This window comes from Gilliamella sp. X-57 (genome assembly GCF_057063565.1).
In genome coordinates this window covers 97,412-110,453 of record NZ_JBXSQI010000006.1, presented here as the reverse complement: position 1 = coordinate 110,453, position 13,042 = coordinate 97,412, and the positions used below count along the sequence as shown (strand labels likewise).

Sequence of the window (13,042 nt, the reverse complement as noted above, 5' to 3'; positions counted from 1 at the left end):
GGGCTCATCAACACAGTACAGGCGCTGCAACGGAGCATTCCGAGCAAATAGGTCAGAGCTGTGGTGGTCATTCAACTAAAATTCATCTTGCGGTTGATAGTGGTGGTTTGCCTATTTGTTTTGAGCTATCTGAAGGACAACGACATGATATCACTTATGCAGAAAACCTAGTTGAAAAGCTCGATGAAGTCAATACAGTGATAGCCGATAAAGGTTATGACAGCGAGCCTTTTCGGTGCTTTGTTCGTCAAAAAGGCGGACGAACGGTGATTGCTAAACGTAATTATGGTAAGGATATAGATAAAAGCAGTATGGATAGGTGCCTTTATCGCTATCGTCATTTAGTCGAGAATGCCTTTGCTAGAATCAAGCAATATCGTTCAATATCAACTAGATACGATAAGTTAGAAAGGAATTATGCCAGTATGGTATCACTGGCATTTATGTTAATGTGGCTGCCAATGTATTGTTGAGTGATTTATGTACAGCAAAGATCAACAGCCCCTAATTTATTTAATAAAATCCAAATTAAAAATCCTATTTATGGTTTAAATAAAAAAATAAACTCCGAATTATATCGAGGTTTGTCATCAATCTGAGGGCGATGTTATCGCCCTATGTATAAAATTTAAATATTTAAACTTAAACTGATTTCACTATTCTTGATATCATATCTGGATTAAGAGAGAGCTTCTTTTAATGCCTGCATTTCATTATAGGTAAAATCACAGCGCGTAAATTCTTGATCAAGAAGAATAGGAACAGAGTTGCTTTCTCCGACTACGGCCAACACATTACATTTATTTCTAATCCTATCACCTATAATGATTGGTCCACCGTTTAAGTCTTTATTAAAATTGGCTGCATATTTAGCATTTATTCCTTGTGCATTGTTTGCACGATATAAAGCTGTTATTGTTTTACCATAAGAAACTAATTTAACTGGCACAATAACAGGTGTTAATTTTTGCCCGTTAATTTCCTTGATAACTTTTGTCATTTTATGTGTTCTTAAGAAACATCCTAAACTCATCCATGTAACCAACAACAACAAAAGAATAAGACCAGTAGTAGCCACAAATACAGTTCGCATATTCTCAATAGCTAAATCGATTGTTACTAGTGATGGATCATCGGCCGAAGCTACAGTTACAACTTGATAATTTCCTTTTTTCCCTCCAATGAAAGTATAATCACGCTTAATAACTTGTCCTGTATCAGTGGTAATTTTCACTGAACAGTTATCAACCGCACGTTTTGCACGACATGTTCCTTCTACATCATAGTTAACCACAACTGGATTCCGTGATATTTTATAATCATCAATTAATCCAGGATAATTTCTTATGCCCATAAACATAGCTAACACAAATAAAATTATTGCTGCACTTATTCTTCTTATTTGATGAAATGAGCCTTCTTGCTTTAGTTTCATAACTTTTAAAGGGCGAGTTGGAAATACTTCTACTAATTTATTCGTCAATCCCATTTTATAAATATACTCCTTATTAAAAATAAAATTTCATGTTTAAAGACTAAAATTGTGTTATTAAGGGCTAACCTTTAATAACACAATAAAATTAACAAGTTATTACTTTTTTTATTAATTTGGACTAAATCTTATCATAATATTTATTTTATAGGAATCACTCGCGTTGTTTCAGTAATTTGAAAAACGATATCAAATTAAATAACTCTGGAAAACTGTTGCTGCCTTGCCATTTTTCGCATATAAATATCAAAGCACATGCAAATATTGCGTATCAATAAATGCCCTTTAGGTTGAACTTTAATTATCTTGTCATTTACTGTGACTAATCCATCTTGTTGCAATGGAGCGAGTAGTTTTAAGTCTTCAGCAAAATAGTTATCGAACTGGATATGAAAGTGTTCTTCTATTGCTTTTTTATCTAAATAAAAGTGGCAAATGAGTTGCTTGATTACATCACGACGAATAATATCATCTTGATGTAAATTAAATCCTTTCCATAATCCATGACCTTTTTGTTCAACTTGACTTTGATAAGCTCTAAGATCTTTCTGGTTTTGTGCATAACTATCACCTAACATACTAATGGCTGATACCCCCAGCCCAAGTAAATCTGCATCTCCTTGCGTTGTGTAGCCCTGAAAATTACGGTGCAGCAGATTTTCTTTTTGTGCAATCGCTAATTCATCAGTAGGTTTGGCAAAATGATCCATGCCGATAAATTGATATCCCGCTTTGGTTAGTTTTTGAATACTTGTGTATAAAATCTGTAATTTTTGATTAGCATTAGGTAAATCAGCATCTTTAATTTTACGTTGTGCTGCAAAACGGCTCGGCAAGTGGGCGTAATTAAATACACTTAAACGATCGGGCGAGATATCAATCACTTTATTAAGCGTTTCGGTAAAACTAACGACTGTTTGTTTGGGTAAGCCATAAATGAGATCTAGACTAATGGAGTCAAAATTATTTTTGCGAGCTTGATCAATAAGAGAACGTATTAATGTTTCATCTTGTTCGCGATTAATCAGATTTTGAATTTCATGATTAAAATCTTGAATTCCCATGCTTAATCGATTAAACCCAACGTGAGCTAAATGATCAATAGTTTGTGGGGTAATTTCTCGCGGATCGATTTCGATCGAAAGTTCAGCGTTATCGGCAAAGTTGAAATGCTTTTTTAGCGAAGTTATTAGTCGAGTGATTTCATCATCAGTTAAAAAAGTCGGCGTGCCGCCACCCCAGTGCATTTGGGTTACTGTTCGATTGTTAAACAATTTGGCACGTTCGGCAATTTCAATATCTAAAATATCTAAGTATTTGGTGACTTTTTGCGTTTGGCGAGTAATGAGTTTATTACAACCGCAAAAATAACAAAGCTTATGGCAAAACGGAATATGCACATAAAGCGATAATGGCTTTGTTGTGTAACGTGCTGCTGCCGATAAAAAATCCTGTTCATTAAAATTTTCATTAAATTCAAGTGCAGTAGGGTAAGAGGTATATCTTGGACCAGAATAGTTATATTTTTCAATTAACGCCTGATCCCATAATTGCATATCAGTCATGCTTTTGCTTCCGTTTAGAGCTGTATTTAATGTTGTTATTTTTGTAAATTTTTAGTGGTTGCTTTTGTTGGTTTCTGATTTTTGTTTTAATTTTGATTCGATTAGTTTTATTTAAATATAACAATGTGCAGATTAATAACCCAAAATATAAACTTAACATAATTAATATTGGCATTATGATCCGCTCGCTTTTTAAGTTATTAATAGATTTTATAAAAAATAATAGTTTTTAATTTTAAATTATGAGCAGAAATTAAATGATTAGGATCGTATTTCTGCTTGCATTGAGAAGATACTCATAAGTACTAATGACAGTTGTCTCTTATGAGTTTCGTTTTAATAAACTAACAATATCTTCTTTTTTTTCGTCTTCATCTTCAAAATCATCATCAGTATAACCCAGCTCTTGCATCAACTCATCAATACGATTTAATTTGCTATCAAAATAAATTTGTTGCTCTTTAGTGAGTTTGGCATTTTGCTCGACTAGATCCAGTAACATATCTAATTTTGGATCGTTTTCTAATTGTTTTAATTCTTGTTGTGGCGATAAAACTGTTTTAGCCGGTTTCGGTTGTTTAACGGGTTTTATTGCATTGCTAGCACTTTCAACAACTAATGAAATCGGTTTTTTACTGCCAATGCGTGGATCTTTGCTTTTGTTTGTCGAATTTTTATTTTTGCTATAATCTTGATTATTAAAACGAGAGCCACTTGGTAAGCCTTTGTGCTTACGTTTGCGCTTTAGCTCACGAGACTCTTCATTAATCTCTTGACGGCTTTTTTTAGTTTTTTGTTTCGATTTATTCTTTAACATACAATCTCTGTTTAATATTAGGGTTAATCATTTAACAAACGTATTTTATCAGTAAGTCTTAAATATAGCTATGATGAAGCGGCCATGCTAATTTAAGATTGTAAAAAAAGAGATTTATGTATAATCTGAGCCTAATAAATTTGTCAGATCGAATTAGAGAACAAAATAAAATGAAAAATCATTTGAGCCCTTATATGCAATTTAATCGTCAAGAATGGGCAAGTTTGCGTAATGCTGTACCGATGACGTTAACCCCTGACGAGTTAACTTCTTTACAAGGCATTAATGAAGACTTATCGATGGATGAAGTCAGTGACATCTATTTACCTTTATCAAGATTGCTTAATTATTATATTAGTAATAGCTTTAGCCGGCAGGCGGTACTGTCTAAGTTTTTAGGCAAAAGTCACAAAATCCCTTATATCATCGGTATTGCCGGTAGCGTTGCAGTAGGCAAAAGCACAACAGCAAGGGTATTGCAGGCATTGTTAACGCGTTGGCCAGAGCATCGTAAAGTAGCTTTAGTAACAACCGATGGATTTTTATACCCCAATAAATGCCTTGAAGAACGTGGAATAATGAACAAAAAAGGCTTTCCACAATCATATGATATTAAAAAACTGATCAATTTTGTTGCGGATATAAAGTCAGGACAAGCTAACGTTAAAGCACCGGTGTATTCTCATCTGGTTTATGATATTGTCGAAGGTGAAGAAATGGTGATTGATAGTCCAGATATTTTGATTCTTGAAGGATTAAATGTACTACAAAGCACCTTGAATTATCCGCAAGCAAATAACCGTGTTTTTGTTTCTGATTATGTCGATTTTTCCATTTATGTTGATGCCGAGGTTTCGTTATTACATGATTGGTATGTGAACCGCTTTTTAAAATTTAGAGCTGGTGCATTTAGTGATCCCAACTCTTACTTTAACCATTACTCAAAACTGCCAGAACAAGAGGCCGTAAACATTGCTAATCGCCTTTGGCGTGAAATTAATGAATTAAATTTGGTTGAAAACATCTTACCTACAAAGGAAAGGGCAAGTTTAATCCTGACTAAAGGTAAAGATCATAAAGTTGATTTGGTTCAGTTAAGAAAATAAGGTAAAGGGGGGATTGATATGAAATCAGTAATTCGAGTCATGACTAAATTAACCATTATTACTATGGCAGTTTTTTCTTCGCTTGGCGCTTATGCTTCAGAACATTCTGAAGGATTAACGTGTGAAAGCAAAAAACAAATCATTGAATCACAGATTGATTATGCTAAAAAAAATAATAACTCTCATCAAGTTCAAGGGCTTGAAAAGGCATTACATGATGTCAATAATTATTGTTCAAATGATAAGTTAGAAGAAAAATATAATAAAAAAATTCAAGAAAAGACAGATAAAGTTGTCAAAAGATCTCAAGAATTGAATCAGGCAAAAACAAAAGGTGATGAACACAAAATTGCCAAACAACAAGCAAAATTATCAGAGGCAGAACAAGAACTCAATGAAGCAAAAACTGAATTAGCTAAATTTTATCAACAATTAAAATTAAGATAAGCGGTAACAGGTAGATTATTCACCCGCTTCGATTGCCTTTCCACTATGTTTTTATCATTAACCCCATCAATAGTTACTGTTGATGGGGTTAGTTTGATATTTTGTATTCTTTGTCACACTAGACTTTTTTATTTAAAAAGAGTATGGTGTGCGGCTTGTTACGTGGTTCGTAAACCTCCCACGCTAAAAAACTAAGGAAACATTATGAGCAAAATTACACTACTAGGCGATCAGTCTGTTCGCTATCCTACAACCTATTGTCCTGAAATACTCGAAACGTTCGATAATAAACATCCGAATAACGACTATTTTGTTAAATTTAATTGCCCAGAGTTTACTAGCCTTTGCCCTATCACTGGTCAGCCTGATTTTGCAACGATTTATATTTCGTACGTACCCAATATTAAAATGGTTGAAAGTAAATCGCTAAAGCTTTATTTATTTAGCTTTCGTAATCATGGTGATTATCACGAAGATTGTATTAATATCATCATGAAAGATCTAATTAAATTAATGGATCCTAAATATATTGAAGTTTGGGGCAAATTTACACCACGCGGTGGTATTTCGATTGATCCTTATGCCAACTATGGCAAATCAGGTACCCATTGGCAACAAGTTGCGGCAAATCGATTAGCTAATCACGATATGTATCCAGAAAAAGTGGATAATCGCTAATTTATAATCCATCCAAACAGGAACAGTTAATGCAAACTCGTAAAGCACTCGTTATATTTTCTGGCGGGCAAGATTCAACTACCTGCTTACTGCAAACCATTGCTGATTATGGACGTGAAAATGTTCAGGCAATCAGCTTTCATTATGGTCAACGTCATGCAATTGAGCTTGAAAAAGCCAAATGGATCGCTAAAGATTTAGGTATAAAGCAAACTGTCATTGATACATCAGTTATCAAACAAACCACGAATAATGCGCTCATCGACGACTCACAAGAAATTAAAGCGGCTCAAGATGGCGATTATCCTAATACCTTTGTGGATGGGCGTAATATGCTCTTTTTACTTTTAGCTGGCTGCCATGCCAAGCAGCAGGGCATTTCTGATATTATTATTGGAGTTTGTGAAACCGACTTTAGTGGCTATCCAGATTGTCGCGATATCTTTATTAAATCAATGAATGTATCGATGAATTTAGCCATGGATTATGCGTTTAATCTTATTACACCACTGATGTATTTGACCAAAGCACAAACATGGGAAATGGCCGATAAACTGGGCTATCTTGATTATGTCCAACAATATACCCACACCTGTTATTACGGAGTTGAAGGAGGATGTGGCAAGTGCCCTAGTTGTTTGCTGCGCGATAAAGGCTTGCAAGAATATATGGCTAAGGCTAGATAGATTTATTAATAACTGGGTTCTCTCACCCCATTAAAAAGGAAAAAAGATGTACTTAAAGAATAATTTCGAATCGATAGAAAAAAACTTTACCCGTGGGCAACAGCAAAAAGCGCTTTACTGGTTGGCTTTTTTTCATATTTTAGTTATTGCTTCAAGCAATTATTTAGTCCAAATCCCATTTGTTATTTTTGGTTTTCACACCACATGGGGGGCTTTCACTTTTCCGTTTATCTTTTTAACCACCGATTTGACCATTCGAATTTATGGTGCAAGTTTGGCAAGAAAGATCATTTTTGTGGTGATGATCCCCGCATTGCTATTCTCATACCTTATTTCGGTGTTATTTTTTGAGACACATTGGGTTGGCTTGTCGGCATTGACCGAATTTAATAGTTTTGTATTTCGAATAGCGCTAGCCAGTTTTGCCGCTTATCTGGTTGGGCAATTGATGGATATCACTGTTTTTAATTATTTAAGAAAAAATAAATCATGGTGGGTTGCACCAACTGCATCAGCAATCTTTGGTAATGGTATTGATACTATTGTCTTTTTTGCTATCGCATTTTATCAAAGTAGCGATGAATTTATGGCAAATCATTGGACCGAAATTTCGTTAATGGACTATAGCTTTAAAATTCTGATTTGTGGATTATTCTTTTTGCCTCTTTATGGGGTGATTTTAAATTTTATCCTAAAAAAATTAGTTTCAGCGCCCAAAAATAATTGATCATTAAAATCTAAATTTTAGTTATTCTTCCGAACAATCATAAAACTCATTATTATTTTAGATGAGTTTTATGTTTAATACTGAAAAACATTCCAATTTTTCACAACACCTAAAGGCGAATAGGGTCATTAATTTGGCATCAGAATAAGCCGAGAGCTGATATAGGTTGTTGCAAAAAGCAGTCAGAAAAAATATTGATTTTATAGATTTTTTATTTACTCTGTTTTTATACAAAAAATCATCAAACCTTATTAAACACTCTTTGCTAAAAGGTAAAGGGTAGTACATAATATGTGATTAAATTTTAGATAAAGAAGATCAGCAAATAATAATAATTATATACGGGGTGGAAAATGCGATTAGTAAAACATTTAGCTGTATTAAGCTTGCTGTTAGTATTAGCTGGCTGTGATAATAATGATACTAAGCAAAGTGCAAGCGCTGAACAAATCATCACACAACCAGCAACAGAATTGATTGATAATAACGAAACAGTCCATGTTAGCGATCCCAATGATGCAAGTAAAATAGCGCAAGATGAACCAGCAAAACCTGTTTTTAACCCAACCCCTGAATTAATCGAAAAATATCATGATAAAGCGTTAACCGTTATTGATAGTTCTGAAGTCATTGTTGATGGTTCAAGTACATTGGTGATTACCTTTTCAGTGCCTTTAAACCCTAATCTTAATTTTTCTAATTTGCTTCGTTTAGTTGATCGCCAAGCTGGCAATGTTGACGGTACTTGGGAACTGTCAGATAACGGATTAGAGTTAAGACATCGATATCTTGAACCAAATCGTAAATTAGAACTGACAATTGATAAGATGTTAGCAGCAATTAATGGCAACAGTTTAAAAGAAGTCTACCAAACGGAAATTAAAACCCAAGATCGCAAACCGATGGTGGGATTTGCTAGCAGTGGTTTTTTGTTGCCAAGTAAATCAATGAGTGGTTTGCCAGTTACCACACTTAATGTGGATAAAATTGATGTTAATTTCTTTAAAGTTAAACCTGAACAGTTATCTGATTTTATTGCTGATTATGGTTTTATTAACCAAATGACCAGTTGGAACGCAAAGAATATTAATAAATTTACTGATTTAGTCTATACGTCTCGGTTTGATCTGAATCCAAAACGTAATTCGCAAGAAACTGTTTTACTTAACCTTGCTTCCATTCCACAACTTCAGCAAGAAGGTGTTTATCTTGCAGTTATGAGTCAAGCAGGAAGCTATGATTATTCAAATCCTGCATCGCTGTTTACGATCAGTAATATTGGTATTGCTGTACATGTTTATGAAAACGGTAAATTATCAGTAATTACCCATAGACTCGACAATGGCAAACCGCTTGCTGATATTAATTTATCGGTGCTATGTACCAAAAGTATTCGAGATAGCAATAAAAACTGTACAACTATTTCAGCTAAAACGGATGCCACAGGTTATGCTGAAGTGGCTTTACCAAGAGGTATGGATTATGGCTTACTTACCGCCAATGATGGCAAACAGATTTCGTTGCTAAATTTGGATCGCGGTGCATTAGATTTAAGCGAATATAACTTAACGGGTTCGGCTTTTTATCAAAAACAACTTTTTGCTTTTGGTCCTCGTGACTTATATCGCCCTCAAGAAACGGTCTATTTTAATGCGCTTTTGCGTAATGCCGATGGTAAGCCATTGCCTGTTCAACCTATTGTGGTTGATGTTATGTCTCCGGATAATCAAATTGTTGAAACTTTCACTATCGATGCTCAAACTGATTCCAATGGTTTATATCAATGGCCATATATTATTCCCGCCAATGCGGCAACGGGTAAATGGGTATTTCGTTTTAATTTAGGCGACGATAATTACCGTTATGCGTGGTTTCGTGTGGAAGAATTTTTGCCAGAGCGCATGGCAATGGAAATTACGCCCGCATCAAATAAACCTATTATGTTGGATAAAAGTATCAATTTTGATGTGAAAGGCTGGTACCTTTATGGTGCTCCTGCTGCAGGTAATAGTTTAGAGGGGCATGTTTATGTTAAGAAGATCGATTCAATTCCTGAACTTGCCGATTATAAAATTGGTGATGTGACTGACAGTAATCTTGCTCATCAACTTGATAATATTGAGACGACTTTAGATAAAAACGGGATCGCAAAAGTTGGGGTAGATACTAACAATTGGGGTAAATTGGCCTCTCCAATTAAACTTATTTTGCAAGCTAGTTTACTTGATTCTGGGGGACGTCCTGTTACACGTTATGCTAGTCAGACTATTTGGCCAAATCTACAAATGCCAGCAGTGCGGGCGTTGTTTTCTCAATCGCCTTATTATGATTGGTCTTCGGATCGGTACGAAACCAGTCCGACAGTTGATAAAGGGACTAATGCAGAGTTTGAAGTCGCCTATGTTAACATCGATGGCGAGAAGCTGGCTGCAAATCATTTAAAGGCGAGAATTATTCGTGAACGTCGTAATTATTATTGGAGCTGGTCTGACGATGCTGGATGGCATCAAGAATACAATTCAAGTGAATTTGTTGCGCAAGAACAACCGCTTTCTATTGATGCCAGTGGCACAACCAAAGTAAGTTACCAAACAGATGATTATGGCTCTTATCGTATTGAAATTGTCGATACTAAAAATAACATCACCAGTAGTCTACGTTTTAGAAGTGGTTACAATTGGGAAGATAACACTAATGGTACCAATGCTGTTCGCCCAGATCAGGTTAAATTAAGCCTTGATAAAACAGCTTATTCAGTTGGCGATACCGCTAAAATACATGTACAAGCACCTGTAGCGGGATCGGGGTATGTATCTCTTGAAACCAATGGCGGTATGTTATGGAAACAAGATATTACCGTTGATGAAAACGGCCTTGATGTCGAAATTCCAATTCAAGATTGGGGACGTCATGATATTTATATTAATGCGATGATTATTCGTCCATCAACCGACGCAACAGTACAAACGGTTAAACGAGCAATAGGGTTGCTTTATTTACCCATTGATACCTCTAATCGCCAATTAAATTTGAGTATTGAGGCATCGACGAAGACAGAGCCTGAAAAAACCATTCCAATAAAAATTAAATTGGATAAAAAATCAATCCAGAAAGATCGTAAGGTAACGGTATTGGTTTCGGCTGTGGATTCAGGAGTGTTGAATATTACCAATTTTGCCACACCCGATCCTTACAGCGCGTTTTTAGGTCGTAAACGTTATGATGTTGATCTTTACGATGTATACGGCAAATTGATTGAAGGTAAAGGGCGCAATGTAAATGTGAGCTTTGGTGGTGATGCTATGCTTGGCGCAGCGGGAGCAGGAGGCAAAAAAGCATTAACTGAAGTCAATGTTGTGGCTCAACAATTACAACCTATTGATCTTAACGATGAAGGTGAAGGTGTTGTTGATCTAGTTTTGCCTAATTTTAATGGCGAATTACGCATCATGGCACAAGCATGGGACGATAGTCGTTATGGCAAGGCTGAACAAGCGATGACCGTTGCATCGCCAGTGGTTGCTGAATTATCGACGCCACGCTTTTTATCGGGTGGTGATCAGGCTATTTTGGCGTTAGATCTTAATAATCTAACCGAAAAAACGCAAACAATGCAGGTTGATGTTTCAACGGATGGTTTGATTCATCAAAATGCAGTTAAGTCTGTAACAGCAACACTTGATAGCAAGCAAAGACAAATTATTCAAGTGCCCATTGTTGCTGATTATGGCTATGGACAAGGTATTGTAACCATTAATGTCAAAGGGATTTTGTTAGATGATGGTTCTGATTACCAGATCAAACGATCATGGAAGGTTGGTGTTAGACCTGCTTATGCCGCAACAACAAAATATTATGCGGCAGCAATAAATGGTGGTGAAAGTTGGCAGTTACCTAAAGATAGTATTGCTGAGATGATTGAAAATACGGTTGATGGCAAATTGATCATATCAGATCAACCGCCACTTAATATTGCTCAATATATTAAAGAATTATTTGCCTATCCATATGGCTGCTTGGAACAGACCATTAGTGGCTTAATGCCGTCATTATATGCAAACCAAAAACAGCTTGCAGCTTTGGGAATTAAAACTGAATCGGATGAACAGCGACGTGAAAAAGTGCAATTAGGTATTTCGCGAATCTTATCAATGCAACGTAATAATGGTAGTTTTGGTTTATGGAATAACGAGAGTGCTGAAGAACATTGGTTAACCGTGTATGCGACCGACTTTTTATTGCAAGCTAAAGAACGTGGTTATAATATTAATAACGATGCGCTTAGTGCAGCTATTTCTCGTATTAGCCAATATATTTATGATGCTAATGCATTTAATAGCTTACACAACTATTATGAAAATTCACAAATAAGCGATTATACGCAATTTGCTACTAAAGCGTATGCTTTAGCAGTGCTTGCAAAACAAAATAAAATCACGGTACCAATGCGTAATGAGATCAATCGAATGTCTCAACAAATCACAGAAAGTAATTTTAAGGTGTTGTCACCATTACCTGTTGCTCAGTTAGCACTATCTGCTAAATTAGCTGGTTTTGACAACGTCTATAACAGCTTGATGCCACAAGTATTTACAACCAATTATGATAATCAATATGCTTGGCTTGGCGAATATGGTAGTGCGATTCGTGATAATGCGTTAGTCTTATCATTGTTGATTGAAAACGGGTTAAGTGTTGATAAACAAGCTGATTATTTAATTCATTTATCTGATCTACTTAATGATACTCGTTATTTTTCAACACAGGAACTTAATGCATTATTTGTAGCAGGCTGGTCATTAGATCAACATAAATCTTCACACAAGTTTAATGTTGTGATTAATGCACAGTCAAATCAGGTTGATTCGACATTATCGCGTTCTTTTGGATTTGTTAATTTAGCAAGTGGCTTAACGATTTCAAATCCACAAGACGCACAGCCGCTTTATATCAAATTCACAGTGTCAGGCTATGGTAAAAATGCCCCCGCGCCAACCAGTGATGAAAATGTATTAACGATTAAACGTACTTACTATGATTTGAAAGGTAATAAAATTCAACCTGATCAAATGAAGGTGGGAGATTTAATGGCAGTTGTATTAGATGTTAATTCGCATAAAGAAGCTATTCATGATGCGTTAATTGTTGACTTTTTACCTGCTGGTCTTGAATTAGAAAACCAAAATCTAACTAACAGCAGTGTTAGTTTACAGGCGATCCCTGAATTAGCTAATTTGTTGAAAGATGAAGATAGCAATGATGTTAAATATCAAGAGTTTCGTGATGATAGATACGTCGCAGCCGTTGATATTAATCATTATATGAGTGAAGATACTTATCGCACTCGTGTTGCTTATTTAGTTAGGGCTGTGACGGCAGGTAATTATATGATTCCATACCCTTATGTTGAATCAATGTATCGCCCGGATCGGTTTGCAATTGGTCAATCCACTGAAGTTATGTCGATTGTTGAACGCAATGTAGAACCTAATAAGCCAAAGCAACAATAGTATTTATACATCGA

General features: G+C 35.4%; 10 protein-coding genes and 1 riboswitch. Of the genes, 7 read left to right on the top strand and 3 right to left on the bottom strand.

Features of this window, described 5'->3' with window-relative positions; genetic code table 11:
* Positions 1-473, top strand: a 473-nt coding sequence (locus tag ACYIAL_RS04540) for an IS5 family transposase (RefSeq protein WP_483751093.1), incomplete at its 5' end; no start/stop codon positions are given.
* Positions 474-679: 206 nt separating this feature from the next.
* On the opposite strand, the gene ACYIAL_RS04535 is transcribed toward ACYIAL_RS04540, so the two are convergent.
* From ACYIAL_RS04535 to yihI, 3 genes are all read right to left on the bottom strand, one after another.
* Positions 680-1,489 (bottom strand): hypothetical protein, encoded by an 810-nt coding sequence (locus ACYIAL_RS04535; RefSeq protein WP_174796295.1) that lies wholly within the window; start codon positions 1,487-1,489, stop codon positions 680-682.
* A gap of 197 nt (positions 1,490-1,686) precedes the next feature.
* The gene (gene hemN, locus ACYIAL_RS04530; RefSeq protein ID WP_483751092.1) at positions 1,687-3,057 is read right to left on the bottom strand and encodes an oxygen-independent coproporphyrinogen III oxidase; all 1,371 of its coding nucleotides are present in this window, start codon (positions 3,055-3,057) and stop codon (positions 1,687-1,689) included.
* A 322-nt stretch (positions 3,058-3,379) separates the two neighbouring features.
* Positions 3,380-3,874: a Der GTPase-activating protein YihI gene (yihI, locus tag ACYIAL_RS04525; protein WP_483747488.1), complete on the bottom strand. Its 495-nt coding sequence runs from the start codon at positions 3,872-3,874 to the stop codon at positions 3,380-3,382.
* Between the two features lie 170 nt (positions 3,875-4,044).
* On the opposite strand from yihI, the gene coaA reads away from it, so the two are divergent.
* The 6 genes from coaA to ACYIAL_RS04495 all read left to right on the top strand — a co-directional run bounded on the left by coaA (position 4,045) and on the right by ACYIAL_RS04495 (position 13,028).
* Positions 4,045-4,980: a type I pantothenate kinase gene (gene coaA / locus ACYIAL_RS04520; RefSeq protein ID WP_160403767.1), complete on the top strand. Its 936-nt coding sequence runs from the start codon at positions 4,045-4,047 to the stop codon at positions 4,978-4,980.
* 18 nt (positions 4,981-4,998) lie between these two features.
* Entirely contained in the window at positions 4,999-5,427 is a 429-nt protein-coding gene (locus tag ACYIAL_RS04515; RefSeq protein ID WP_483751091.1) for a DUF1090 domain-containing protein, read from the top strand.
* A 156-nt stretch (positions 5,428-5,583) separates the two neighbouring features.
* Positions 5,584-5,628: riboswitch (PreQ1 riboswitch) on the top strand.
* Between the two features lie 3 nt (positions 5,629-5,631).
* A complete protein-coding gene (queF, locus tag ACYIAL_RS04510; protein ID WP_483751090.1) occupies positions 5,632-6,105 on the top strand; it encodes a preQ(1) synthase in 474 nt (157 codons plus the stop codon).
* A gap of 29 nt (positions 6,106-6,134) precedes the next feature.
* Positions 6,135-6,791, top strand: coding sequence for a 7-cyano-7-deazaguanine synthase QueC (queC, locus tag ACYIAL_RS04505; protein ID WP_483751089.1), 657 nt, complete (start codon positions 6,135-6,137; stop codon positions 6,789-6,791).
* Between the two features lie 46 nt (positions 6,792-6,837).
* Positions 6,838-7,518 carry a 7-cyano-7-deazaguanine/7-aminomethyl-7-deazaguanine transporter gene (locus tag ACYIAL_RS04500; protein ID WP_483751088.1) on the top strand — a complete coding sequence of 227 codons (681 nt, stop codon included), beginning with the start codon at positions 6,838-6,840 and terminating at the stop codon, positions 7,516-7,518.
* 353 nt (positions 7,519-7,871) lie between these two features.
* Positions 7,872-13,028 (top strand): alpha-2-macroglobulin family protein, encoded by a 5,157-nt coding sequence (locus ACYIAL_RS04495; protein ID WP_483751087.1) that lies wholly within the window; start codon positions 7,872-7,874, stop codon positions 13,026-13,028.
* The last annotated feature ends 14 nt before the right edge of the window (positions 13,029-13,042 follow it).

What these genes read in the sequence shown, in the direction of transcription:
- ACYIAL_RS04535 (WP_174796295.1), bottom strand. Translation starts at nt 1,489, where the DNA reads ATGGGATTGACGAATAAATTAGTAGAAGTATTTCCAACTCGCCCTTTA.
- ACYIAL_RS04495 (WP_483751087.1), top strand. Translation starts at nt 7,872, where the DNA reads ATGCGATTAGTAAAACATTTAGCTGTATTAAGCTTGCTGTTAGTATTA.
- ACYIAL_RS04500 (WP_483751088.1), top strand. Translation starts at nt 6,838, where the DNA reads ATGTACTTAAAGAATAATTTCGAATCGATAGAAAAAAACTTTACCCGT.
- yihI (WP_483747488.1), bottom strand. Translation starts at nt 3,874, where the DNA reads ATGTTAAAGAATAAATCGAAACAAAAAACTAAAAAAAGCCGTCAAGAG.
- ACYIAL_RS04515 (WP_483751091.1), top strand. Translation starts at nt 4,999, where the DNA reads ATGAAATCAGTAATTCGAGTCATGACTAAATTAACCATTATTACTATG.
- queC (WP_483751089.1), top strand. Translation starts at nt 6,135, where the DNA reads ATGCAAACTCGTAAAGCACTCGTTATATTTTCTGGCGGGCAAGATTCA.
- queF (WP_483751090.1), top strand. Translation starts at nt 5,632, where the DNA reads ATGAGCAAAATTACACTACTAGGCGATCAGTCTGTTCGCTATCCTACA.
- coaA (WP_160403767.1), top strand. Translation starts at nt 4,045, where the DNA reads ATGAAAAATCATTTGAGCCCTTATATGCAATTTAATCGTCAAGAATGG.
- hemN (WP_483751092.1), bottom strand. Translation starts at nt 3,057, where the DNA reads ATGACTGATATGCAATTATGGGATCAGGCGTTAATTGAAAAATATAAC.